The following is a 24,585-nucleotide window of genomic DNA, read 5'->3' on the forward strand; positions in this document are numbered from 1 at the left end:
TCGGCCCGGTGATGTCGTCGCCCGGGTTCAGGCTGTTCTGCCTCACGGTCCTCCTGCCTCGGGTACGCGGCGCGCCAGGTGCGCGCAGGTCGGCACCACAGATGGGATTCTAGGTGCGATCCGCGCCGACATCCGGCGACCCGGCGAGCGCAGCGACGATCGTCTCCGCGGTCCGCCGCCCGATGCCGGGCACCTCGGTGATCTCCTCGACGGTCGCCGAGGCGATCCGCCGGACCGAGCCGAAGTGCCGCAGCAGCGCCTTGCGGCGGGTCTCGCCGAGACCGGGCACCTGGTCCAGCCCGGAGGCGGTCATCCGCTTCGACCGGCGCTGCCGGTGAAAGGTGATCGCGAACCGGTGCGCCTCGTCGCGGATCCGCTGCAGCAGGTAGAGCCCTTCGGAGGTGCGCGGCAGAATCACCGGGTAGTCGTCACCCGGCAGCCACACCTCCTCCAGCCGCTTGGCCAGCCCGCACAGCGCCACGTCGTCGACGCCGAGCTCGGCCAGCACCGTCGCGGCGGCCTGCACCTGCGGCGCACCGCCGTCGACCACGACCAACTGCGGCGGGTACGCGAACCGGCGCGGCCGCCCGGTCTGCGGGTCGACACCCGCCGGCGGCTGCCCCACGTCCACCGGCGGCGGCGCCGGCACGTCGTCAGCGGGCCCCAGCGGCGGCGGTTCGTCGGCGGGCTGGCGGTGGCGGGCGAAGCGTCTGCGCAGCACCTCGCTCATCGCGGACAGGTCGTCGGTCGCGCCCCGGACCGCGAACCGGCGGTACTCGGCCTTGCGGGGCAGCCCGTCCTCGAACACCACCAGGCTGGCGACCACGTCGGTGCCCTGGATCTGCGACACGTCGAAACACTCGATGCGCAGCGGCGCGGCGGCCAGCCCGAGCGCCTCGGCGATCTCCTCCAACGCCTGGCTGCGGGTGGTCAGGTCACTGGCCCGGCGCAGCTTGTGCCGGGTCAACGCCTCGCCGGCGTTACGGGCGACGGTCTCCATCAGGGCACGCTTGTCGCCGCGTTGCGGCACCCGCAGGGTCACCCGGCTGCCCCGGCGGACGGTCAGCCAGTCGGCGAGCGCCGGCGCGTCCGCCGGCAGCTCGGGTACCAGCAGCTCCCGGGGCACGTCGGTCTCGCCCTGCTCGGGGCCGTACACCTGGGTGCAGAAGTGGTGCACCAGGTCGGCGGTGGTCAGCTGCTCGACCTTTTCCACCACCCAGCCGCGCTGGCCGCGCACCCGGCCACCGCGGACGTGGAACACCTGCACAGCGGCTTCGAGCGGGTCCTCGGCGAAGGCGACCACGTCGGCGTCGGTGCCGTCACCGAGCACGACGGTCTGTTTCTCCATCGCCTTGCGCAGCGCGGCGACGTCGTCACGCAGCCGGGCGGCCCGTTCGAACTCCAACGCCTCGGCGGCGTCGTGCATGTCCCGCTCCAGCCGGCGCACCATGGTGTCGGTGCGCCCGGCCATGAAGTCGCAGAACTCGTCGACGATCGCCCGGTGCCCGGCGGCGTCGACCCGGCCGACGCACGGCGCCGAACACTTGCCGATGTCGCCGAGCAGACACGGCCGCCCGACCTGGCCGGCCTGCCGGAACACCCCGGCCGAGCAGGTCCGCGCCGGGAAGACCCGCAGCAGCAGGTCGAGGGTCTCGCGGATCGCCCAGGCGTGCGAGTACGGCCCGAAGTAGCGCACCCCTTTGCGTTTCGCCCCGCGCATCACCTGCAGCCGGGGGAACTCCTCGTCCAGCGTCACCGCCAGGTACGGGTAGGACTTGTCGTCCCGGTAGCGGACGTTGAACCGGGGGTCGTACTCCTTGATCCAGAGGTACTCCAGCTGCAGCGCCTCGACCTCGCTGCCGACGGTGACCCAGTCGACCGACGCGGCGGTGGTGACCATCTGCTGGGTCCGCTGGTGCAGCTGCCACAGGTCGCCGAAGTAGGAGTTGAGCCGGCTGCGCAGGCTCTTGGCCTTGCCGACGTAGATGACCCGCCCGGTGGGATCACGGAACCGGTAGACCCCCGGCGAGTCTGGGATCGTGCCGGGGGCGGGGCGGTAGCTGGACGGATCTGGCATCGCCTTGAGCGTAGTCGAGGGCTGTGACAGCTCCGGTCGTCCGCGTCCGCGTGGGCTGCACGCACCCGGCGGACGCGGACGACCGGGTCGTCAGGCCACCGAGATGGTCTCGCCGTCGACGGTGACGGTCTTCTCCTCCAGCGGCGACGGCGCCGGGCCGGAGACCACCGAGCCGTCGGAGATGGAGAAGCTGCTGAAGTGGCAGGTGCAGTTGATGGTGCCGCCGTCGAGGTTGGCCACCGGGCAGCCCCGGTGGGTGCAGACGTTGCTGAACGCCTTGAACTCACCCTCGGCGGGCTGGGTGACCACGACCCCCTGGGCGGCGAGGATGACGCCGCTGCCGACCGGCACCTGGCTGGTGGTGAGCCCGTCGCCGCCGGATCCGGTGTCGCCGCCGTCGTCCGTACCGCCGTCCGTGCCGGCGGACTGGCCAGCGTCGATCGGCGCGTTGGCGCCGTCGCCCAGGTTGTCGTCGGTGCCGGTGCCGCAGGCGGCGAGCGCCACGGTCGCTCCGACCCCGCCCGCGCCGATCAGCAGCGCCCGGCGGCTGGTCGGACCGACGTCGGTCGTCGTCTGGTGCTCAGTCATTCAGCTTGCCTCCTGTCAGTTGCCACGGCTGGTCGTCCGTGGCCACGCCAGTAGAAACGGCGACGCGTCACGAACGGTTCATCCCGTTATGACGGCAGGACCATGATTCATGCGCGGCCGTAGACGCCGCTGTACGGTCGCTGGGTCAATGCTGTGCGACCGCTTCGGCCGCCCGTCGCCCGCCGGAGCCACGCTTGGCCCGGGTCGTCGGGCTGTTCGTCCGGGCGGGCACGCCGTTGGCCTTCGCGGCCCGCGCGGACGCGGCGGCGGCTCCACCGGCGTCGCCGGTGCGGCCCAGGACCGGGCGCAGGAAGGCCCCGGTGTGGCTCTCGGCGACCTCGGCGACCTCCTCCGGTGTGCCGGCGGCGACCACGGTGCCGCCCCGGTGCCCGCCCTCCGGCCCCATGTCGATCAGCCAGTCGGCGGTCTTGATCACGTCGAGGTTGTGCTCGATGACCACCACCGTGTTGCCCTTGTCGACCAGGCCGGCCAGCACGGTCAGCAGCTTGCGGATGTCCTCGAAGTGCAGCCCGGTGGTCGGCTCGTCGAGCACGTAGACGGTCCGGCCCGTGGAGCGCTTCTGCAGCTCGGAGGCGAGCTTGACGCGCTGCGCCTCGCCGCCGGACAGGGTCGGCGCCGGCTGCCCCAGCCGTACGTAGCCCAGACCCACGTCGACCAGGGTCTTCAGGTGCCGGTGGATCGCCGGGATGGCCTCGAAGAAGCCGGCCGCCTCCTCGATCGGCATCTGCAGGATCTCGGCGATGGTCCGGCCCTTGTAGTGGACCTCGAGGGTCTCCCGGTTGTACCGGTCGCCCTTGCAGACCTCGCACGGCACGTAGACGTCCGGCAGGAAGTTCATCTCGATCTTGATCGTGCCGTCGCCCGAGCACGCCTCGCACCGGCCGCCCTTGACGTTGAACGAGAACCGCCCCGGACCGTAGCCGCGCACTTTGGCCTCGGTCGTCTCGGCGAACAACCGGCGGACGTGGTCGAACACCCCGGTGTACGTCGCCGGGTTCGACCGTGGGGTACGGCCGATCGGCGACTGGTCGACACCGACGACCTTGTCCACGTGGTCCAGCCCGGTGATCCGGGTGTGCCGGCCGGGCACCAGCCGGGCGTTGTTGATCTGGTTGGCCAGCACGGTGTAGAGGATGTCGTTGACCAGCGTCGACTTGCCGGAGCCGCTGACCCCGGTGACCGCGATCAGCTGACCGAGCGGGAACGTGACGGTCAGGTTGCGCAGGTTGTGCTCGCGGGCACCGTGCACCACCAGCTCGCGGCCGGGCGTCGCCGGCCGCCGGGTGGCCGGCACCGGAATGACCTTGCGACCGGACAGGTACGCCCCGGTCAACGATTCGTCGCTGGTCAACAGCTCGTCGACCGGCCCGCTGTGCACGATCCGGCCGCCGTGCTCACCGGCGCCCGGGCCGATGTCGACGATCCAGTCGGCGGTCCGGATGGTGTCCTCGTCGTGCTCGACCACGATCAGCGTGTTGCCCAGCCCGCGCAGTCGCACCAGGGTCTCGATCAGCCGGTGGTTGTCCCGCTGGTGCAGCCCGATCGACGGCTCGTCCAGCACGTACAGCACCCCGACCAGGCCGGAGCCGATCTGGGTGGCGAGCCGGATCCGCTGCGCCTCGCCGCCGGAGAGGGTGCCGGCCGGGCGGTCCAGCGACAGGTAGTCCAGGCCGACGTCGACCAGGAACCGCAGCCGGGCGTTGATCTCCTTGAGCACCCGCTCGGCGATCATCTTCTGCCGGTCGGTGAGCACCAGCCCACCCAGCAGGTCGGCGCACTCACCGACGGACAGCCCGGTCACCTCGGCGATGTTGCGTCCGGCCACGGTGACCGCGAGCACCTCGGGCTTGAGCCGGGCGCCGCCGCACGACCCGCACGGCACGTCCCGCATGTAGCCCTCGTACTTCTCCCGGGACCACTCCGACTCGGTGTCGGTGTGCCGCCGCTCGATCCACTGCACCACGCCCTCGAAGCCGGTGTAGTAGGACCGCTCCCGGCCGTACTTGTTGCGGTAGCGGACGTGCACCTGGTCGTCGGAGCCGTACAGAATGGTCTTCTGCGCCCGGCTGGGCAGCTTGCGCCACGGGGTGTCCAGGTCGAAGTGCTCCGCCTCGCCGAGCGCGGCGAGCAGCCGGGCGAAGTACTCCTGGGTCTGCCCGCCGGACCACGGCTGGATGGCGCCGTCGCGCAGCGACCGCTCCTCGTCCGGGACGACCAGCTCCGCGTCGACCTCCTTCTTGGTCCCCAGACCGACACACTCCGGGCAGGCGCCGTACGGCGCGTTGAACGAGAAGACCCGCGGCTCCAGGTCCTCGATCGCCAGCGGATGGTCGTTCGGGCAGGCCAGGTGCTCGGAGAAGCGCCGCTCGCGGGCCGGGTCGTCCTCAGCGAGGTCGACGAAGTCGAGCAGCACGATGCCACCGGTGAGGCCGAGCGCCGACTCCACCGAGTCGGTCAGCCGGCGCCGGGCGCTCTGCTTGACGGTGAGCCGGTCGACGACCACCTCGATGGTGTGCTTCTCCTGCTTCTTGAGCTTCGGCGGCTCGGTCAACGGGTGCACCACCCCATCGACCCGGGCCCGGGCGTACCCCTTGGCCTGCAGATCGGCGAAGAGGTCGAGGTACTCGCCCTTGCGGCCGCGCACCACCGGGGCGAGCACCATGAACCGGGTGCCCTCGGGCATGGCCAGCACCCGGTCGACGATCTGCTGCGGGGTCTGCCGGGAGATCCGTTCGCCGCAGACCGGGCAGTGCGGCTCGCCGACCCGGGCGAAGAGCAGCCGCAGGTAGTCGTAGACCTCGGTGATCGTGCCGACGGTCGACCGTGGGTTGCGCGAGGTGGACTTCTGGTCGATGGAGACCGCCGGCGACAACCCCTCGATGAAGTCGACGTCCGGTTTGTCCATCTGGCCGAGAAACTGCCGGGCGTACGACGACAGTGACTCGACGTACCGTCGCTGTCCCTCGGCGAAGATGGTGTCGAACGCGAGGCTCGACTTGCCCGAGCCGGACAGCCCGGTGAACACGATGAGCGCGTCACGCGGCAGGTCGAGGCTGACGTCGCGGAGGTTGTGCTCACGCGCGCCACGGATGATCAATCGGTCGGCCACGGTCCGCCTGCTCCCGTAGAGGCTCACAAAGGTGTGCGTTATCGGCTGTCTGAATCGTCACGTTTATCGCTTCCGGCCAGTGGTCTGTAGCTGACCTGGCCGACGCCCCGGCAACTGTAGCCCTAGGCTCCGACAACTCTGCCCGACACACGTCGTCACCCGATCGGGGTATCCCGGCACCGGTCCCGCCAATACCGCCCGGAGGCGCCGGATCACCCGGCATACTGCACATACTGGTCAAGTCACCCATTGACCTGGCGTGGAGCAGGGGGTTCCTCCACGTGTCAGCGGGCCGGCCCGTCCGATCGGGGGGTGGGACGGGTCGGCCCCCGCTGCCATCCGGCCGGCAGGACCGACCAAGCCGGCAATGTCGGGCCGGCCAGCGGCGACGTAGCCTCTGATCCCATGTCCGACGCGGTCTCCGACCCGATGGTCGAAGCGAACGCCACACCCGAAGCACCCACACCCGACGACACCGCCGGGTCACCACCCGCTGGTACCGCCGCGTCACCATCCGGGAAGGTCGCGGGGCCGCCACCGGCGAGTGCGGGGCAGCCGACCACCCGCCGCCGCGGTGGCCGCTGGCTGCGTCTCGCGCTGCTCGTCGTAGGGCTGTCGCTGCTCCTGGTGGTCGGCGGTACCGCCACCGCCGGATGGCTGTACGCCCGATCCGTCGAGTCGCACGTCGACAAGGTGGAGATCTTCACCGCACTGCCCGAGGCGCAACGCCCCGTCAAGGCCGTCGAGCAGGCGAGGAACTTCCTGATCGTCGGCAGCGACTCGCGGGATCCGGACACCTCCGGTTCCCGCACCGACACGATCATCCTGGCGCACCTGCCGGCCGACCGCAGCGCCGTACAGATGATCTCCATCCCCCGGGACACCTGGGTCCGGGTGCCGGACCCGGACGGCGGCGACGGCCGTCAGGACAAGATCAACTCCGCGTACGCCACCGGCGGGACGCCGCTGCTGGTGCAGACCGTGGAGGCGTTCACCGGGGTCCGGATCGACCACGTGGTGCTCATCGACTTCGCCGGCTTCGCCGAGATCATCGACGCCGTCGGCGGAATCGAACTCGCCGTCGACGAGTCGTTCACCTCGGTCCACCCGCCGTACCGGCAGTTCACCGCCGGGCTGCAGCAGATGGACGGCGACACCGCGCTGGACTACGCCCGGCAGCGCAAGCAGTTCGCCGACGGCGACTTCACCCGGGTACGGCACCAGCAGGAGATCATCGCGGCGGTGCTGGACCAGGCCAGCGGCAGCGGCCTGCTCACCAGCCCGGGCCGGCTCGACGACTTCCTGCGCGCCACCGCCGACGCGGTCACCGTGGACGAGGGCACCTCGGTGTTCGACACGGTGTGGACGCTGCGGCAGCTGCGCAGCACCGACCTGACCATGCTCACCTCGCCGTCGGCGGGCACCGGTCAGCAGGCCGGGCAGAGTGTCGTCTTCCCCGACGACGCGGCCGCGGCCGACCTGTACGCGGCGGTCCGCGCCGACACCGTCGACGACTGGCTGCGCGAACACCCGACCGGCAGCTGACCCGGCGCGTCACCGCTGCCGGTAACGTGCCCGGTTCTCCTTCGAGATCCGCTTCCACTTGGCCCGCTCGGCGGCGGCCAGCCGCGCGTCCCGGCGACGCATCTCGTGCGCGACCTCCCGCTGCAGGCGCTGCCAGCTCTCCCAGCGGCGCACCGGCAGGTCGCCCGACTCGATGGCGGCCCGCACCGCGCAGCCCGGCTCGCCGCTGTGCGCGCAGTCGGCGAACCGGCAGGCGGCGGCGAGCTCGGCCACGTCGGAGAACGCCTCGTCCAGGCCGTCGGCGGAATCCAGCAGACCCACCGCCCGTACCCCCGGGGTGTCCAGCACCGCACCGCCGCCGGGAATCGGGATCAGCGCCCGGTAGGTGGTGGTGTGCCGGCCCTTGCCGTCGACCCGGCGGATGGCCTGCACCCCCATCACCTCGGCGCCGGCGAGCGCGTTGACCAGCGTCGACTTGCCCGCCCCGGACTGCCCCAGCAGCCCCAGGGTGCGGCCGGGCGCCGCGAGCCGGGACACCTCGTCGATGCCGTCACCGCGTTGCGCGCTGACCGTGATCACCGGTACGCCCGGCGCCACGGCGGACACCTGGTCGGCCACCGCCGCCGGGTCGGCCACCGCGTCGCACTTGGTCAGCAGGACCACCGGCTCGGCGCCGGACTCCCAGGCCAACGCCAGGAAACGTTCGATGCGGCCCAGCTCGGGTGCCGGGTGCATCGGTTCGACGACGGCGGCCGTGTCGACGTTGGCGGCGAGCACCTGCCCGGTGGAGTCCTTGTCGGCGGTACGGCGCACCAGCGCGGTCCGCCGGGGCAGCACCTGCTCGACGGTGGTCCGCTCGTCCGGCCAGGTCCGCACCGTCACCCAGTCGCCGGCGCAGGGCAGGGCCACCGGGTCGGCCGCGGCGGCGGTGAGGACCGCGCCGGCGACACTGGCCCGCACCGGTCCGTCGGCCACCAGTACGGTGCACACCCCGCGGTCCACCCGGGCCACCCGGCCGGGCTGATGATCGGTGTCGAGAGCCGGCAGGGCACGGTCGTGGAAGGCGTCCCAGCCGAGGGACGCGAGATCGTACGTCATTGAGAACCCTTGTCAGGTCGTGGGGCGTCCGCCGGCCGGACCGGCCGGACGACCCCGGTGGGAAGGAGAGGCGGACGAACCGCAGCGGACAGTCACGGTTGTCACCACCTCCCTTCCGGAGAGCTCTGCCTGACGCGTCACGGCAACGGTAGCCTTCTCCCGGCAACCGGGGAAAGCCAATTCCGCCCAGCCGCGACCAGCAGGAGGTTCCCGTGCCCTACCAGGGAGATGTCACCGTCGGTGGCGCGCCGGACGTCCGGGAGCTGACCGGGCTGACCATCACCAAGGTCGCGGTCGGGCCGATGGACAACAATGCCTACCTGCTGCGCTGCACCAGCACCGGCGAGCAGGTGCTGATCGACGCGGCGAACGAGGCACCCCGGCTGCTGGAGCTGATCGGTCCGGCCGGCCTCGCCGCCGTGGTCACCACCCACCAGCACATGGACCACTGGGTGGCGCTGGAGGAGGTGGCCGCCGCGACCGGGGCCGCCGCGCTCGCCCACCCGGCCGACGCCGACGGACTGCCGCTGGTCACCGCCACCATCACCGACGGCGACCGGGTCGCGGTCGGCAACTGTGAGCTGGAGGTCGTCCACCTGGTCGGGCACACGCCCGGCTCGGTCGCCCTGCTCTACCGGGACCCGCACGGGGTGGCGCACCTGTTCACCGGCGACGCGCTGTTTCCCGGCGGGGTCGGCAACACCCGCGGCGACCGGCGCAACTTCTTGTCATTGATCGACGATGTCGAACGCAAGCTGTTCGACCGGCTCCCCGACGACACCTGGTTCTACCCCGGTCACGGAAAGGACTCCACGCTCGGTGCCGAGCGTCCGGCGCTGCCACAGTGGCGGGCCCGCGGTTGGTGACCCGTCACCGGCGACGCGGCGACGGTCAGATCGTGCGGCGACCGCCGGTCACGGCGAGCACCTCGCCGGTCGTGTAGCTGGACTCCTGCGAGGCGAAGAAGACGAACGACGGGGCCAGCTCCGCCGGCTGCGCCGGCCGGCCGATCGGCGAGGTGGTGCCGAACTTGCCCACCGCCTCCGGCGGCATGGTCGCCGGGATCAACGGCGTCCAGACCGGTCCGGGCGCCACCGAGTTGACCCGGATCCCCTGGTCGACCAGGTTCGCCGCGAGCCCTTTGGTGAAGTTGACGATGCCCGCTTTGGTGGTCGCGTAGTCCAGCAACGACGGCGACGGATCGAACGCCTGGATCGACGACGTGTTGATGATGCTGGACCCCGGCGGCATGTGCGGCACGGCCGCCTTGCAGATCCAGAACAACGCGTACAGGTTGGTCTTCAGCACCCGGTCGAACTGCTCGGTGGAGATCTCCGCGATCCCCTTCTCCTGCGCCATCTGGTACCCGGCGTTGTTGACCAGGATGTCGATGCCGCCGAGCTCCTCGACAGCGCGTCGCACCAGCTCGACGCACTGATGCTCGGTGGTGATGTCGCCGGGCACCGGCACCGCCCGCCGGCCGGCCGACTCGACCAGCCGGACCGTCTCCCGGGCGTCGCGCTCCTCCTGCGGCAGGTACGACAGGACGACGTCGGCGCCTTCCCGGGCGAACGCGAGCGCCACCGCGCGGCCGATCCCCGAGTCCCCGCCGGTGATCACCGCCCGCCGGTCGGTCAACCTGCCGGAGCCGCGGTAACTCTCCTCGCCGTGGTCCGGCGGCGGATCCATCCTGGCGCCGGTGCCCGGCGGTGGCTGCTTCTGCACCGGCTGGCCCCGCCGCTGACCGTACTGCTCCGTCGGATCCTGCCGGATGTGCTGGTCGGCCATGATCGTTCGCTCCTCACGGTACGGGCGCAACGGGTGTGAACGCCGCAGCCGTACCCACACCACCCCGGACCGAAACCGGGCGCCGGGCGCCGGGCGCCGGGCAGGTTTGAACCAGCCGGCACCGGGCAGCCTCGCAGGGCATCACCAGACCCGGCACTTCGCGGCCGGCCGGGACAGGACGGGCGGCGGGACTGATGGGCACACGGGACGACGGGACGGACACCGTCGGCGCTTCCCGGGCAGCCGTCGGGCTCGGGCCGCCCCGGCTGTGGCCGCTGGCCGTGCTGACCGTCGGGGCGACCCTGCTGGCGGCCACCGGCGCGCTGCCCCGCTGGCCCGGCCTCGCCCACCTGGTCGCCCTGCCCCCGGTCGACCTGTACACCGACCTGCGGTTGCTGCTGACCAGGGCACCGTCCCGGCCGTGGTTCGCCGCCGGGCTGATCGGGGCGCTGGCGGTACGGGTGAGCGTGCTGGCGCTGATGCTCGGCGGGCTGGACCGGCGACGGTTACGCCTGGCCGCCACCGTCTACCTAACCGTGCTGCCGGTCCTGCTGTTCGCGGCCGAGGCCACCTACATCGCCGCCGCCGTCCTCTACTCCCGGCTGTTCTGGGCCGGCCTCGGGTTGATGGCGCTCGTCGTGGTCGTCGTCGTTGCACTGCCGTGGCAGGGCGCGACGCAGCTGCGCCGGGCATGGCCGCGCGCCTGGCGTCACGGACTGCGGGTCGAGGTGACCGTGCCGTACGCGGCCGCCCTGATCGGCCTCGGCGTGCTCGCCGAACAGTTCCCGGCGCTGCGGCTGGTCGCCGTACCGGTCTCCGGGGCGTTGACCGCGGTCGCGGTCCGGCTGCTCGCCCGCCCGGCCCCGGCGTACCCCCGGCTGCGGCTCGCCGGCGCCACCACGCTGTTCCTGGTCGCGACCGCCGTGTTCATCGCCACCAGGTCGGTGCCGGCCACCGATCCGGCCGCCCCGCGCGCCGGCTCCATCCTGCTGATGAGCGGAATCAACTCCGCCTCCGGCCGGGGCACCATCTTCGGCACCCGCACCGACGTCCTCGGCTACACCTGCGCGCAGACGTTCTACTTCTCCTACGCCGGCCCCGGCGGCGGTCAGCCGCAGGGCCGGGCCCGCTGCCCGATCCGCACCGGTGCCCCGTACGACCGGGCGGACACCCAGCGGCCGTTCGCCGAGCAGGTCGCCATCTTCACCGACCAGGTCCGGGACCTGCCCCGCCCGCTGGTGGTCGCCGCCCACTCGCACGCGGTGTGGGTGGCCTGGGAGGCGTTGACCGGCGGAGCCACCACCCAGGTGGACGAGCTGATCCTGATCGGGCCGTTCCCGGACAGCCCGGCCGGCTACCTCCCACCGGGTCGCGACGGGCCCGGACGGGTCGGCAGCGACCTGTTCCGGCTGCTGGTGCCGATCTCCGACTGGGTGGACTTCCACTTCGAACCGGACGCCCCGGCCGCCCGGGAACTGCTCGCCCCGGCCAACGGCGGGGCCACTGTGCTGACCGATCCGCTGCCACCGCCGGTGCGGGCGGTGGCGGTCACCTCGGCGACCGACCTGCCGCTGATGCCGCACGGCTGGCGGCTGCCGGTCGCCCGCAACGTCTGCCCGGTCCGCGAGGCGCACCCCTACCTGCCGGACACCCCGGCGTTCTACCACGAGGTCAACCGGTTCCTCGACGACGAACCGCCGCTGCCCTGCCCACCGTGGCGGGACTGGGGCCGGCCGATGGCGCTGCCGTTCGGCGTACCCCCGATGACCTGACCCCAGCCCACCGAGACCGGGAGGAAACCCGTGGCCAGACACCTCGACGACAAAGTCGTCGTCGTCACCGGCGCGTCCAGCGGAACCGGCCGCGCCTGCACCCGCCGCTTCGCCGACGCCGGCGCCACCCTGGTGCTGCTGGCCCGCCGCCGGGACGCGCTGGAGACGGTGGCCACCGAATGCCGCGGGCGGGGCGGACAGGTGCTGGTGGTTCCGCTCGACGTGACCGACGCCGACGCCGTCGCCGACGCCGCCCGGCAGACCGTCGCCCGGTTCGGCCGGATCGACGTCTGGGTCAACAACGCGGGGGTGAACCTGTACGGCGCGGTCGAGGAAACCCCCGCGCAGCTGTGGCATCAGGTGGTGCGGACCAACCTGTACGGCACCTACCACGGCATCCGTGCCGCGCTGCCGTGGTTGCGGGACCAGGGACACGGGACCCTGATCACCGTCTCATCGGTGCACGGCTGGGCACCGACGCCGCAGCAGAGCGCGTACGCGGCGAGCGCGCACGCCGTCCGGGCGCTGAGCGACTGCACCCGGCAGGAGGTCCGCGACGTGCCCGGGATCGCGGTCTGCACGGTGCTGGCGGGGCCGGTGGACACCCCGATGTGGCGCAGCGCCGCCAACTGGACCGGCCGGCGGGTGGTGCCGCCGGCCCACCCCTGCCACCCCGACGAGGTGGCCATGGCCGTCGTCAAGCTGGTCCGCAGCCCTCGGCGGGAGGTGCACGTCGGGCCCGGTGCCCGGCTCGGGGTGCTCGCCGCCCGGCTGCTGCCGGCGCTGACCGGGCGGGCCCGCGCCCGGGCCGCGCGGCGGACCCAGGTCGCCGACGTCCCCGTCGGCTACACCGCCGGCAACCTGCTGCGACCCATGCCGCTCGGTGCCCGGGTCGACAGCGGCCGGAGTACGGCGTACCCCGCCTCGCGTGGTGCCCGATGAGTCCGCTGCTGACGCCGTCGCCGCCCGGCTCGCCGACGCCGCAGCCGGCCACCCGGCGGGTCGAGGTGCCGGCCCCGCCGAGCTGGCGGGTCCGGGCCGGCACGCCCTCGGACACCGGGTGGACGATCACCAGCCTGTGCTGGGACCGATCGGTGGTGCCGGCGACGCAGAGCCCGGACCGGCCGCCGATCGTGCTGGTGCACGGGCTCGGAGTCGCCGCCGGACTCTGCGTACCGGTGGCGGGCCGACTCGCCGCCACCGGCACCGTCCTGGCCCCGGACCTGCCCGGCTGCGGCCGCAGCAGCAAGCCGGAGCCGGTGCCGGGCGTCGCCGAACTCGGCACCGCCGTGGCCAGTTGGCTGCCCGCCGTGGTCACCGCCCCGGCCGTACTGGTCGGTGTGTCGCTCGGGTGCCAGGTGGTGCTGGAGGCGGCCGTCCAGGCCCCCGACTGGGTGTCGGCGGTGGTGCTGGCCAGCCCTACTGTGGATCGGGGTCGACGCGCGTGGCGCAGCCAGCTGTGGCGCTGGCAGGTCGAGCAGACCACCCAGTCCGGCCGGCTCAAACGGATCCAGCTGACCGACTACCGCCGGGCGGGCGTGGGGCGGGTACTGCGGACCTTCTCGGCGGCGCTGGCCGACCGGCCCGAGGACAGGATCCGCCGGGTCGGCGCGCCGGTGCTGGTGTGCCGGGGCAGCCGCGACCCGCTGGTGTCCGACCGGTGGGTGGCCGACCTGCGCCGGCAGGCTCCCGACGGCCGGCTGCGCCGGCTGCCCGGCGTGGTGCACGCGATGAGCCACGACAACCCGCTCGAGTTCGCCCGGGTGATCCACGGCTTCCTCGACGAGCTCGCGACGACCGGTGGAGGTGTCGACGGTGCCCGCGCCCACGTTCCTGGCTAGCTTCGACTCGGCCTCGGCGATGCTGCTGGCCACCGCCGCGTACCTACGGGGTGAGTCCTTTCCCGCGCTGGGGCGGTCGACACTGTTGAAGCCGCTGGTGAAGGCGACCGACCTGCTGCCGGGCCGGACCAGGGAGAAGGCGTTCATCGTCGGCGGGCTGACCGAGGCGGTACGGGCCGCGAAAATGGGCCGCATCGACGTGGCGGAGGTTTCCCGGTGGGTGACGCGGGAGTACCCGCAGCGCCGCTATCCGGCGGTGGCGGTCGGTTCGTCCAGCGGCGCGCTGGTGCACCTGTGGGCGGCGTTGGGGGTGCCGTGGCTGCCGCAGACCTTCTTCATCCCGGTCGCCCAGCGGGTGCATCCGGACGATCCGACGACCGCGTTGCGTAAAGGCCTGAAGCCGGGTCGGGCGCTGCTCGACGCCAACCCGGACATCCAGCTGCACCACATGCACGACGCCAACCAGGACCGGCTGATGGTGCGGGCGCTGACCTACTTCCGGTTCAAGCGGCGCACCCTGGGCGCGGAGTACGAGGCGTTCCTCCGGGATCGGCTGGCGCCCGGCGGGACGATCATCATCGCCGACTGCCGCAAGCGGTGGCGGACCACCGCCGTCGGTGAGCGGCAGGTGTTCCAGCACGGTGCGGTCGGCGGTGCCACCCAGAACGAGTTCCACCGGGGTGGCCCCCGGGTGGCGGCGTACCTGCACCGCTACGACTCCCCGGTACGCCAATGGGTCGGCCCGGAACCGGACAGCGTCAGCCCGGAGGCGGAGTGGGGCTTCGCCCCGGAACTGGCCGAAGACATCGACCGGTTCGCCGCCGAGAACGGCTACCAGGTCCGACGGATCGTGTTCGACCGGCCGTCGGCGCCGTCGCCGATGGTCGCCGACCTCTATCAGTGGTGGTACCGGCAGCGGCGCATCCCGGCGCGCCGGCTGCTGATCGAATCGTTCATCGTGCTCGACCCGTGGTGGACGTTGCGGACCGGCTCGGTGCCCTACTGGATGACGTTCACCATGGACCCGAGCCTGCATGACGTCGAACGCTACCTCGACGAGCGGGAACCGTACGCCGACATCCATTTGGCGCTGTTCCAGAACGGTGTCCCGGACGCGGTGGGCTGGCCGCCGCCCGAGCGGTGGCAGGCGGTGCTCGACCGGGCCACCCGCAGCGGGCGCTACCTTGGCCGGAACCTGGCGGACTTCCCCTGTGAGATGTCGCTGTACGCGCGTTACGACGAGGCGTTGCGGGCGATCCCGGCTCGGTATCCGATGCCGGGTCAGCTGACCCTGGCCCAGTTCGACGACTTCTGGCGACAGTCCGCCGGGTACCCGGGCGTCAGCTGGGAGTCCTTGACACCGGCAGGATGAGGCCTGGCCCGCACCGGCCCGGCCCGGACCGCTCAGTTCTGCAGGAAGCCCTGGGCGACCCGGGCCTCGGCCAGCAACCGCGAGCAGGCGGCCGGATCGGACTCGGTGATGGTGGGCACCTCGTCCTCGCCGCTGAGGCTGCGCAGATAGGCGAGTTCGGCGGGCCCGATGTGCCGGACCTTGCCGCTGTCGTGCACGACGTAGATCGGGTTCGGGGTCTGGATGGTGCACTGCACGAGGTACATGACGGTGTCTCCCGGGTCGTCGAGGTCGTCGATAATCCATCGTGGTCGGGGTGGTGCCGGCGGTCGGATCGCGGTGACGATCTGCGCCGCCCGGGCGACGATCGTCGGCTTCTGAGCGACGATCGCCGGGCCGGGACACTGGCTGTGTCCCCAGTCGAAGCCGTTCTCGGCACCCATGCTGTGATGGCCGAGACCGCGTTCGCGCGGGCTGTTCGCGTTGCGCACCGGCACGCCGTGTTCGAGGTGTGATCGGGCCAGCAGTTGGGCGTTCGCCTCCAGTTGCGGTGCGGTGAGCCGGTCCGGCAGGAACCCCTCGTTCTCGATACTGAGCCAGGTGCGGTTGCCGGCCCGCTGTGTCCACGCCCGGATCTCGGTGTCGACCATCTGCGCGATGCGTCCGTCCTTGGCCACGACGAAGTGCGACGACACCCGCGACGCGGGGTTACGCTGCCAGGCGATGGTGCCCTCGAAGTACCCGGCGGCGATGTGCACCACGATGCCGTGGTGGGCGTCAAGGCGGTCCTCCGGCTCGTTCAACGCACCGGTGCCGTTGCCGCTGTTCACGGTGGGACCCCGCCAGGTAGCGAGATCGGTCCAGATTCCCATGTGGTGGTGCCTCCTTTCCCAGCCGGCGGATGGGTAGATGGATCGATCCTGGTCGGGGCCGCCGGCTGTTCGGGTCCGGCCGGACCCGGCCGGCGGGCCGGCCCGACCAGGTGTGATCGACCGGTATCGGGCCGATCGGCGGTCAGCGTCGGAGGGATGTGGGACCGTGGACCGGCTCGGCCGCCGCCTGCCGGGTGGCCCCGCTCACCGAGGTGGTTCCGCTCACCAGTGCGGGCGCCGCCGCGCCACCAGGTCCACTGTGTGCACCGACTGGCCGGGCCGGTGACTCACCTCGACTGGCACGTCCGGCGACAGCTCGACCCCGGTCCTCCCGGTGTCGTCAGTCTTGGTGACCGACGTCCTCCCGACGGTGCCATGTATCGAGAATAGCGTGACCGACAAGCTTCTGACCAGGGCAAATAACTCTGAGTATTGGTCACAGTGCGACTGGCAGCCAGACCACCGACGGCCGCTGCGGATCGTGGAAGATCCACCGTTGGCTGCTCCGTAGCCGGGCGGCGGTACCCAGCGGCTCGCCGGAGCCCGGGTTCCTCGCCCACCGCGGATGCGCGCCACCGCTGACCTGCACCCGTAACCGTTCCCCCGCCGACAGCCGGCAGGCAGTCGGCCAGAGGGTCACCGGCACCCGGACCGCCTCGCCGTCCGTCGCACCATCCACGCGGGACAGTCCATCGCAGATGTTCCAGGACCTGCCGCGCCGGTCGACCCGGCACAGCCGCACGAACACGTCGAAGTACGCGACGCTGCAGCGGACGTACACCTCGGCCGTCACCGGGCCGATCAGCTCCACCGGCCGGTCCAGTGGCCCGCTCGTGTAGGTCAGCACATCCGGGCGGGCCTCCAACTGCCGATTGTCGCGCACCCCGGCGTGCTGGGCGATCAGCATCGGCCCGCCCACCGCCGGCGTCGGTGCCGCCGGGTCGTAGCGGTGCCGGTCCGGCGCCGACCGGGGCGGTACCGCCCGGTCCAACCGAGCGCCGGGCCACAGGTACCACCCGGTGGTCGTCACCGGCGGCGGCCAGTCGGCGAGGTCACGCCAGCCGGCCCCGGCGACGTGCACCCGTACCGGCCGGTGCCCGGACGGCCCACCGCTGCCCCGCGTCGGCGCCCCGGACGCGCCGGGTCCGCCGGACCCGCCGGGCCCCGCGCCGAAACGGGCCGCGAAGAACGCCGCCGCCTCCCGGTACGCCGTGACGAACAGCCCGGGGCTGCCGTGCGTCCACGGCCCGACGGTGAGTCGGGGCCGCCGGCCCGCCGCCCGCAACGCCGCGTAGTCGGCCAGCTGAGCCGGCAGGAAGATGTCATGCCAACCGGTCACCATCGACACCGGGGCCCGGACCTGAGCGACCTCCCGGTGGAAGGTACGGGGCAACCAGTAGGGTGCCGCCGGACGGTGCTGGGTGAGCCACTCCTGGAAGAACGGCACGGTGGCGCCGGTCGCGACCCGGTCGGCCTCGGCCAGTGGCAGGTGCGCCAGGCCGGCGGTCAGCCGGGGCAGGCCACGACGTAGCTCACGCTGGCGGGTCAGCCACGGCACCTGCTGGGCCGACATCAGCTCCGCCCAGGTCAGCACCGTGTCCAGCGAAAACCCCCCGCCGGCGTACGTGGAGTCGCGGGTCTGCGCGGCGGTGACCACCGCGACCATCGCCCGCAGGTCGTCGCCGGCGTGGGCGGCCGTGGCCCACTGCCCGAAGCCCTGATATGAGATGCCGAAGGTGCCGAGCCGCCCGTCGTACCAGGGTTGCCGGCGCAGCCACTCCAGCGTGTCCAGCCCATCGGCCCGCTCGTGCAGCAGCGGCTCGAAGTCGCCGTCGGATCCGAACGTGCCCCGGCAGGACTGGACGACGCAGTGCCAGCCACGGCGGGCGAACAGCAGACCGAGCAGCCGGACCGGACCGCCCCGACCGTACGGGGTCCGGATCAGCACGGTCGGCGCGGTGCCCGCGCCCACCGGCCGATAGTGGTCGGTCCGCAGCCGCAGCCCGTCGCGGGTCCGCACGGCGAGGTCGCGCCGGATCCGGACCCGCCACGGACCCCCGGCGCCGAGCCGCCGCAGGACTGGGACCCCCAACCACCGCAGGCCTGGAGCCCCGAACCGCCGGTCGGGCCGGCCGCCGGGTACGCCGTCAGCGCCCACGGCCGCCGTCCCGGGCGGCGGCGCGCACCTCGTCGCGGTGCGCCCGGGTGGACTCGCCCATCGCGACCAGGAACCGGCGGACCGTCTCCAACTCGTCGTCGGTGAAGTCGGCCATCACGGCGTCGGTACGCCGGCCCAGCGGGGCGAAGAACTCACGGGCCAGGGCGGCGCCCTCGGCCGCGTACCGCAGCCGGACCTTGCGCCGGTCGTCCGGGTCCCGGTCGCGGTACAGGTGTCCGGCCCGCTCCAGCCGGTCCACCAGTGCGGTGACCGAGCCGGACGTCAGGTTGAGGTGTGCGCCCAGGCCGCCCGGGGTGATCGGAACCCCGGTCTGCTCGGCGTCCATCACCGCGATCAGCGCCTGCAGGTCGGTGGCGTGCAGGTCGTGCAGTGCGGCGAAGGCGTGACCGACGTGGCCGGCGTCGACGGTGTAGCTGCGCAGCTGGCGGATGATCTCCGCCACCACCGCTGACCGACCGCTCGGCCGGGTCCCCCATACACCGGCGCCCACCGTGTGCCCTCCGATCCGTGCCCTGACATGACCCTATCCCAGCCTGGCTATAGTCTTGATGAACGAGATACTGGATAGTCGTGAGATTCTGCCCCCGCCCAACCGGCGACGAACGAGGTGCACACATGCCCACACCGCTCGGCACCCGGCTGACCGCGATCATCTGCGGCCGGTGGACCGCCTGGCTGGTCCTGCTCGCCGCGGCGTCCTTCTCCGCCCTGGTCATCGGCTTCGCTGGCGACCCCCGCACCGGCGACGACCCCACCGGGGCGCTGCCCGAGGCCGCCGAGTCCGTCCAGGTCGCCGAACTGCGCCGGCAACTACCCGGCGGGCAGCTCAACCCGGCCCTCGTCGTCTACTCCCGCGACGGCGTCCCGCTGACCGCCGCCGACGACGCCGCGATCACCGCCGACCGCGCGGCCTTCGCCCGCGACGCCGTCGGCGACGTCGGTCCACCGGTGTACGCCCCGGACCGCACCGCCGCCCTGGTCGCCGTCCCACTACCCGCCGAGATCGACATCGAACGCCTCGGCGAGATCGTCGACCGGCTCCGCACCGAAGCCCGGGACGGACTGCCCGCCGGCGCCACCGCCGAACTCACCGGCGGCGCCGGCTTCACCGCCGACGTCGCCGCCGCCTTCGACGGCGCCAACGTCACCCTGCTCGCCGCCACCGTCGCCGTCGTCGCCGCCCTGCTGCTGATCACCTACCGCAGCCCCTGGCTCTGGCTGGTGCCGCTCGCCGTGGTCGGCACCGCCGACGTCGTCAGCAACGGACTCATCGCCATCGTCAGCCGCGCCGTCGACCTGCGGATCGACCCCTCCACCACCGGCATCGTCGACGTGCTCGTCTTCGGCGCCGGCACCAACTACGCCCTGCTGCTGATCGCCCGCTACCGCGAGGAACTGCGCCGCGAAGCCGACCGCCGCCGAGCCCTGCGCCGGGCGCTGGGCTCCGCCGGGCCGGCGATCACCGCCAGCGCCCTGACCGTCGTGCTCAGCCTGCTCACCCTGCTCGCCGCCGTACTCGCCAACGACCGGGCGATCGGCGTCGCCGGCGCCGTCGGCATCACCACCGCCATGCTGTACGGCCTGATCGTGCTGCCCGCCGCCCTGTCCGTCTGCGGACGTGGCCTGTTCTGGCCGTTCGTCCCCCGCCCAGGACAGCCCGACCCCACCCGCAGCGGCATCTGGGCCCGGGCCGGCGCGCTGGTCAGCCGCCGGCCGCGCACCGTGCTCGCCGGATCCCTGCTACTGCTCGCCGTGCTGGCCACCGGCCTGCTCGACGCCCGGATCGGGCTGAGCAAGACCGAACAGTTCCGGGTCAGCGCCGAATCCATCGACGGGCTGGCCACCCTGTCCCGGTCCTTCCCACCCGGCGCCGCCGACCCGGTGATCGTCGTCGCCGACGCCGCCCGGGCCCCGGCGGTGCTCGCCGCCGTCGAAACGGTCGACGGAGTCGCCAGCGCCCGACCCGCTGGCGGCACCGACGACCTCGCCGTCGTCGAGGTGGTGCTACGCGCCGAACCGGACAGCGCGGAAAGCTACCGCGTCATCCGGGACCTGCGGGCCACGCTCGGCTCCGTGCCGGAGGCCGACGCCCTCGTCGGCGGCTCGGTGGCCGAGAACCTGGACACCCGCGACGCCGCCCTGCGTGACCTGCGGGTCGTCGTCCCACTCGTGCTGGTGATGGTGCTGGCGGTGCTGATCGTGCTGCTGCGCTCCATCGTCGCGCCACTGATCCTGGTCGGTACGGTCGTCGCCACCTTCTTCGCCGCCCTCGGCGCGGCCACCACCCTGTTCACCCAGGTGCTCGGCTACCCGGCGCTGGACACCAGCGTGCCGCTGCTGGCGTTCCTGTTCCTGGTCGCCCTCGGCGTCGACTACAACATCTTCCTGACCACCCGGGCCCGGGAGGAGGCGGCGGTCGACGGCACCCGGCAGGGCATGCGGACCGCGCTCGCCGTCACCGGCGGGGTGATCACCAGCGCCGGCGTCCTGCTCGCCGCGGTCTTCACCGTCCTCGGCGTGCTGCCGCTGGTCACCCTGACCGAGATCGGGGTGATCGTCGGGTTCGGCGTACTGCTCGACACGTTGCTGGTCCGGACCCTGCTGGTGCCGGCGATCGCGATGGTCCTCGGCCGGCGGTTCTGGTGGCCCAGCGCGCTCGCCCGCCGCCGCGTCCCGGAGCCGGCACCGGTGCCGGTCGGGGCCGACCCGATGCCGGGCCGGCACGCCGATGCCGGAGGATAGGAGCATGCAGACCCGCTCCGATCTCCGCAACGTGGCCATCATCGCGCATGTCGACCACGGCAAGACCACGCTGGTGGACGCGATGCTGCGCCAAGGCGGCCAGCTGCACACCCGCGCCGAACTGCCCGACCGGGCGCTGGACTCCATGGACCTGGAGCGCGAAAAGGGCATCACCATCCTGGCCAAGAACACCGCGATCAGCTACCTGCCCGACCAGGGCGACCCGGTCGTCATCAACATCATCGACACTCCGGGGCACGCCGACTTCGGCGGCGAGGTGGAACGCGGCCTCACCATGGTCGACGGCGTGGTGCTGCTGGTCGACGCCAGCGAGGGGCCACTGCCGCAGACCCGGTTCGTGCTGCGCAAGGCGCTGCAGGCCCGGCTGCCGATCATCCTGGTGATCAACAAGGTGGACCGGCCGGACGCGCGGATCAAAGAGGTCGTCGACGACACGTACGAACTCTTCCTCGACCTCGACGCTGACGAGACCCAGATCGACTTCCCGATCGTGTACGCCTGCGCCCGCGACGGTGTCGCCTCGCTCACCCAGCCGGCCGGCGGTGCGGTGCCGGACGACAGCGACAATCTGGAACCGCTGTTCCGGACCCTGCTGGAGACGATCCCGGCGCCGGCCTTCGACCCGGACGCACCGCTGCAGGCGCACGTGACGAACCTCGACGCGTCGCCGTTCCTGGGCCGGCTGGCGCTGTGCCGGGTCCGGCAGGGCACCATCCGCAAGGGCCAGACCGTCGCCTGGTGCCGCACCGACGGCAGCCTGCAGAAGGTCCGCATCTCCGAGCTTCTGATGACCGAAGGCCTGGAACGCAAGCCCGCCGAGGCCGCCGGCCCGGGCGACATCATGGCGGTGGCCGGCATCCCGGACATCATGATCGGCGAGACCCTGGCCGACGCGGACGACCCGCGCCCGCTGCCGTTGATCACCGTCGACGAGCCGGCGATCTCGATGACCCTGGGCACCAACACCTCACCGTTGGCCGGCAAGGTCAAGGGGTCGAAGGTGACCGCCCGGCTGGTCAAGGACCGGCTGGACCGGGAACTGATTGGCAACGTGTCGCTGCGGGTGCTGCCCACCGAGCGCCCGGACGCCTGGGAGGTGCAGGGCCGCGGCGAGCTGGCGCTGGCCATCCTGGTCGAGCAGATGCGCCGCGAGCAGTACGAGCTGACCGTCGGCAAACCACAGGTGGTCACCCGGGAGATCGACGGACGGGTCTGCGAGCCGGTGGAGCGGCTGACCATCGACGCCCCCGACGAGTACCTGGGCGCGATCACCCAGCTGCTGGCCACCCGCAAGGGCCGGATGGAGCAGCTGGTCAACCACGGCACCGGCTGGATCCGGATGGAGTGGCTGGTCCCGGCCCGCGCGCTGATCGGATTCCGGACCGAGTTCCTCACCGAGACCCGCGGTACCGGCATCCTGCACCACGTCTTCGAGTCCTACGAGCCGTGGTTCGGCGAGCTGCGGACCCGGCCCACCGGGTCGCTGGTCGCCGACCGCACCGGCGTGGCGACCAGCTTCGCCATGTTCAACCTGCAGGAACGCGGCTCGCTGTTCGTCGAACCGGGCACCCCGGTGTACGAGGGCATGCTGGTCGGCGAGAACTCCCGCGCCGACGACATGGACGTCAACATCACCAAAGAGAAGAAGTTGACCAACATGCGCTCGTCGACCGCCGACGAGTTGGAGCGGCTGGTGCCGCCCCGCAAGCTCTCCCTGGAGCAGGCGCTGGAGTTCTGCCGCGAGGACGAGTGCGTCGAGGTCACCCCCGAGGCGGTACGGCTGCGCAAGGTGGTCCTCGACCAGACCGCCCGGGCTCGGGCGGCGTCCCGCCGCAAGCACCAGAACTGAACCCGCCGCCGATGGGAGGCCCCGCTTGTGGGCTCCCACCGGCGGCGCCGGTCACTTGACGATCTCGGCGAGCTCCCGCTTACGGTCCCGGGACGACTTGACCAGGCTGGCCACCGTGGTGACCAGCAGGGTCACGAAGATGACGGTCAGCGACAGCCAGATCGGGATGTGCGGTGCCCAGCCGACCGGATCGCCACCGTTGACGAAGAACAGGGTGTTGTCGGCCAACGCCTCCAGCACCAGCTTCACCCCGATGAAGCCCAGCACCACCGCCAGGCCGAAGCTGAGGTAGACCAGCCGGTCGAGCAGGCCGCCGAGCAGGAAGTAGAGCTGCCGCAGCCCCATCAACGCGAAAACGTTGGCGGTGAAGACCAGGTACGGCTCCTGGGTGATGCCGAAGATCGCCGGGATCGAGTCCAGCGCGAAGATCAGGTCGGTGACGCCGATCGCGATCATGACGATCAGCATCGGCGTGAACATCCGCCGGCCGGCCTCGGTCACCGTGGTCAGCCGACCACCGTCGTAGGCGCCGGAGACCGGCAGCACCCGCCGGCTCCACCGGACCAGCGCGTTCTCAGAGAACTCGTCGGTCGCCTCGGGCTGGCGTAGCTGACCGATCGCCGTGTAGATGAGGAAGGCGCCGAAAATGTAGAACACCCAGGAGAACTGGGAGATCAGCACGGCGCCCGCCGCGATGAACCCGCCGCGCAGCACCAGCGCCAGCACGACGCCGACCAGCAGCACCTTCTGCTGGTACTTCCGGGGCACCACGAACCGGCCCATGATGATCACGAACACGAAGAGGTTGTCGACGGAGAGGCTCTTCTCCGTGACGTAGCCGGCGAAGAACTCGCCCGCGTACCGCCCGCCGGACGTGGCCCACACGCCGAGGCCGAAGAGCACCGCGAGCACGACGTAGAAGACGGTCCAGCCGGCTGACTCGCGCATGCTCGGTTCATGCGGCCGCCGGACGATGATCAACAGGTCGGCGATCAGCACCGCGGTCAGTACGACCAGGCTGACCAGCCAAACCCAGGCTGGGATGTTCACTCGGACCTCCGGCAGACACAGGGCACCGCCGACCGGAACCGGGACAGGACCGCCCCGGCCTTCGTGGAGATGCGCACAGCAGTGACTGACGGAGGTCTCTTCCGCCATCGTCCACCGAACTGTCTGCCTCGGGGACGACGACCGCAGGTGCCGGGTCGGTCCAATATGCGGGCCAACCGTGCTGACGACACCAACGCGAGGGAATACTCCCCTCCTCTTGCGTCATTGTTGCGCAACCACCGGGCAAACGACACACCGGGGCGGGTCACCGGTGACGACAAGCACAACTTCCAGGCGCGTCCTAGGAGGCTAGATAGTCGTCGGGAGCCGCCGGTACGCCGCCCGACGTCGGCCCGCAGCCGGCCCCCTGGGCCGGTCCGGGCGCGGCCGTGTGGCAGGCTTCCGCCATGGTGCTTGAGATCGCGCTGGTCGATGTCCAGCCCGGCCGGGAAGCCGACTTCGCCGCAGCGTACGCCGCCGGCCGCCACCTGCTCGCCACCACCGACGGCTGCCGGTCGGTGCGGATGACCCGGGGGGTGGAGAGCCCCAGCCGGTTCGTGCTGCTGGTCGAATGGGACTCCGTCGACGCACACCAGCAGAACTTCCGCGCCACCGACCGGTACCTGCGGTGGCGGGAACTGATCGGTCCGTACTTCGCCGCGCCGCCGGTGGTCGAACACTTCGTCGACCTGCCGACGTGACC

General features: G+C 72.1%; 17 protein-coding genes and 1 pseudogene. 9 read left to right on the forward strand and 9 right to left on the reverse strand.

What is annotated here, in order from left to right; all coding sequences use genetic code 11:
- Positions 1-109 precede the first annotated feature (109 nt).
- The 3 genes from uvrC to uvrA form a co-directional block, all read right to left on the reverse strand.
- Entirely contained in the window at positions 110-2,077 is a 1,968-nt protein-coding gene (gene uvrC / locus EDC02_RS14570; RefSeq protein ID WP_123602430.1) for an excinuclease ABC subunit UvrC, read from the reverse strand.
- Between the two features lie 90 nt (positions 2,078-2,167).
- Positions 2,168-2,665, reverse strand: coding sequence for a Rieske (2Fe-2S) protein (locus EDC02_RS14575; RefSeq protein ID WP_123602431.1), 498 nt, complete (start codon positions 2,663-2,665; stop codon positions 2,168-2,170).
- A gap of 145 nt (positions 2,666-2,810) precedes the next feature.
- Positions 2,811-5,795, reverse strand: a complete 2,985-nt coding sequence (uvrA, locus tag EDC02_RS14580; protein ID WP_123604793.1) for an excinuclease ABC subunit UvrA — start codon at positions 5,793-5,795, stop codon at positions 2,811-2,813.
- Positions 5,796-6,200: 405 nt separating this feature from the next.
- Here uvrA and EDC02_RS14585 point away from each other — a divergent pair, with 405 nt between their 5' ends.
- Positions 6,201-7,340: an LCP family protein gene (locus EDC02_RS14585; RefSeq protein WP_233605922.1), complete on the forward strand. Its 1,140-nt coding sequence runs from the start codon at positions 6,201-6,203 to the stop codon at positions 7,338-7,340.
- Here the strand turns inward: EDC02_RS14585 and rsgA are convergent.
- Positions 7,337-8,417 (reverse strand): annotated as a pseudogene (gene rsgA / locus EDC02_RS14590) (ribosome small subunit-dependent GTPase A); the annotation flags it as partial. The gene EDC02_RS14585 and the pseudogene rsgA overlap by 4 nt on opposite strands.
- A gap of 212 nt (positions 8,418-8,629) precedes the next feature.
- Between rsgA and EDC02_RS14595 the strand changes: the two are divergent.
- A complete protein-coding gene (locus EDC02_RS14595) occupies positions 8,630-9,283 on the forward strand; it encodes an MBL fold metallo-hydrolase (protein WP_123602433.1) in 654 nt (217 codons plus the stop codon).
- A 25-nt stretch (positions 9,284-9,308) separates the two neighbouring features.
- Here EDC02_RS14595 and EDC02_RS14600 read toward each other — a convergent pair whose 3' ends face one another.
- Entirely contained in the window at positions 9,309-10,205 is an 897-nt protein-coding gene (locus tag EDC02_RS14600) for an SDR family oxidoreductase (RefSeq protein ID WP_123602434.1), read from the reverse strand.
- Between the two features lie 194 nt (positions 10,206-10,399).
- Between EDC02_RS14600 and EDC02_RS14605 the strand changes: the two genes are divergently transcribed.
- Genes EDC02_RS14605 through EDC02_RS14620 form a run of 4 tightly spaced genes read left to right on the forward strand, consistent with a single transcriptional unit; the run spans position 10,400 to position 15,190 of the window.
- The gene (locus EDC02_RS14605) at positions 10,400-11,977 is read left to right on the forward strand and encodes a hypothetical protein (protein ID WP_199757638.1); all 1,578 of its coding nucleotides are present in this window, start codon (positions 10,400-10,402) and stop codon (positions 11,975-11,977) included.
- Positions 11,978-12,007: 30 nt separating this feature from the next.
- Positions 12,008-12,919, forward strand: a complete 912-nt coding sequence (locus EDC02_RS14610; RefSeq protein WP_123602435.1) for an SDR family oxidoreductase — start codon at positions 12,008-12,010, stop codon at positions 12,917-12,919.
- Positions 12,916-13,818 (forward strand): alpha/beta fold hydrolase, encoded by a 903-nt coding sequence (locus EDC02_RS14615; protein ID WP_123602436.1) that lies wholly within the window; start codon positions 12,916-12,918, stop codon positions 13,816-13,818. Before EDC02_RS14610 ends, EDC02_RS14615 begins: the two co-directional genes overlap by 4 nt.
- Positions 13,793-15,190, forward strand: a complete 1,398-nt coding sequence (locus EDC02_RS14620; RefSeq protein WP_199757639.1) for a hypothetical protein — start codon at positions 13,793-13,795, stop codon at positions 15,188-15,190. The genes EDC02_RS14615 and EDC02_RS14620 overlap by 26 nt, the downstream gene beginning before the upstream one ends.
- Positions 15,191-15,222: 32 nt before the next feature.
- Here the strand turns inward: EDC02_RS14620 and EDC02_RS14625 are convergent, their stop codons facing one another.
- From EDC02_RS14625 to EDC02_RS14635, 3 genes are all read right to left on the reverse strand, one after another.
- Complete coding sequence (locus tag EDC02_RS14625; protein WP_123602437.1) at positions 15,223-16,041, reverse strand: N-acetylmuramoyl-L-alanine amidase; 819 nt, start codon at positions 16,039-16,041, stop codon at positions 15,223-15,225.
- Positions 16,042-16,477: 436 nt separating this feature from the next.
- Entirely contained in the window at positions 16,478-18,142 is a 1,665-nt protein-coding gene (locus EDC02_RS14630) for a CocE/NonD family hydrolase (RefSeq protein WP_123604797.1), read from the reverse strand.
- Between the two features lie 46 nt (positions 18,143-18,188).
- Complete coding sequence (locus EDC02_RS14635; protein ID WP_123602438.1) at positions 18,189-18,710, reverse strand: MarR family winged helix-turn-helix transcriptional regulator; 522 nt, start codon at positions 18,708-18,710, stop codon at positions 18,189-18,191.
- 125 nt (positions 18,711-18,835) lie between these two features.
- On the opposite strand from EDC02_RS14635, the gene EDC02_RS14640 reads away from it, so the two are divergent.
- Together EDC02_RS14640 and typA are read left to right on the forward strand one after the other, a co-directional pair.
- The gene (locus EDC02_RS14640; RefSeq protein ID WP_123602439.1) at positions 18,836-20,962 is read left to right on the forward strand and encodes an MMPL family transporter; all 2,127 of its coding nucleotides are present in this window, start codon (positions 18,836-18,838) and stop codon (positions 20,960-20,962) included.
- A 4-nt stretch (positions 20,963-20,966) separates the two neighbouring features.
- The gene (typA, locus tag EDC02_RS14645; protein ID WP_123602440.1) at positions 20,967-22,832 is read left to right on the forward strand and encodes a translational GTPase TypA; all 1,866 of its coding nucleotides are present in this window, start codon (positions 20,967-20,969) and stop codon (positions 22,830-22,832) included.
- Between the two features lie 51 nt (positions 22,833-22,883).
- On the opposite strand, the gene EDC02_RS14650 is transcribed toward typA, so the two are convergent.
- The gene (locus EDC02_RS14650) at positions 22,884-23,882 is read right to left on the reverse strand and encodes a TerC family protein (RefSeq protein WP_123602441.1); all 999 of its coding nucleotides are present in this window, start codon (positions 23,880-23,882) and stop codon (positions 22,884-22,886) included.
- 407 nt (positions 23,883-24,289) lie between these two features.
- On the opposite strand from EDC02_RS14650, the gene EDC02_RS14655 reads away from it, so the two are divergent.
- The gene (locus tag EDC02_RS14655; protein WP_123602442.1) at positions 24,290-24,583 is read left to right on the forward strand and encodes an antibiotic biosynthesis monooxygenase; all 294 of its coding nucleotides are present in this window, start codon (positions 24,290-24,292) and stop codon (positions 24,581-24,583) included.
- Positions 24,584-24,585: the final 2 nt, after the last annotated feature.

The sequence above is a fragment of the Micromonospora sp. Llam0 genome (assembly GCF_003751085.1).
GTDB lineage: Bacteria > Actinomycetota > Actinomycetes > Mycobacteriales > Micromonosporaceae > Micromonospora_E.

Excerpts from the sequence above, each read along its gene's own strand:
- uvrC (WP_123602430.1), bottom strand. The coding sequence starts at position 2,077 with ATGCCAGATCCGTCCAGCTACCGCCCCGCCCCCGGCACGATCCCAGAC.
- EDC02_RS14575 (WP_123602431.1), bottom strand. The coding sequence starts at position 2,665 with ATGACTGAGCACCAGACGACGACCGACGTCGGTCCGACCAGCCGCCGG.
- EDC02_RS14585 (WP_233605922.1), top strand. The coding sequence starts at position 6,201 with ATGTCCGACGCGGTCTCCGACCCGATGGTCGAAGCGAACGCCACACCC.
- EDC02_RS14600 (WP_123602434.1), bottom strand. The coding sequence starts at position 10,205 with ATGGCCGACCAGCACATCCGGCAGGATCCGACGGAGCAGTACGGTCAG.
- EDC02_RS14605 (WP_199757638.1), top strand. The coding sequence starts at position 10,400 with ATGGGCACACGGGACGACGGGACGGACACCGTCGGCGCTTCCCGGGCA.
- EDC02_RS14615 (WP_123602436.1), top strand. The coding sequence starts at position 12,916 with ATGAGTCCGCTGCTGACGCCGTCGCCGCCCGGCTCGCCGACGCCGCAG.
- EDC02_RS14625 (WP_123602437.1), bottom strand. The coding sequence starts at position 16,041 with ATGGGAATCTGGACCGATCTCGCTACCTGGCGGGGTCCCACCGTGAAC.
- EDC02_RS14640 (WP_123602439.1), top strand. The coding sequence starts at position 18,836 with ATGCCCACACCGCTCGGCACCCGGCTGACCGCGATCATCTGCGGCCGG.
- typA (WP_123602440.1), top strand. The coding sequence starts at position 20,967 with ATGCAGACCCGCTCCGATCTCCGCAACGTGGCCATCATCGCGCATGTC.
- EDC02_RS14655 (WP_123602442.1), top strand. The coding sequence starts at position 24,290 with ATGGTGCTTGAGATCGCGCTGGTCGATGTCCAGCCCGGCCGGGAAGCC.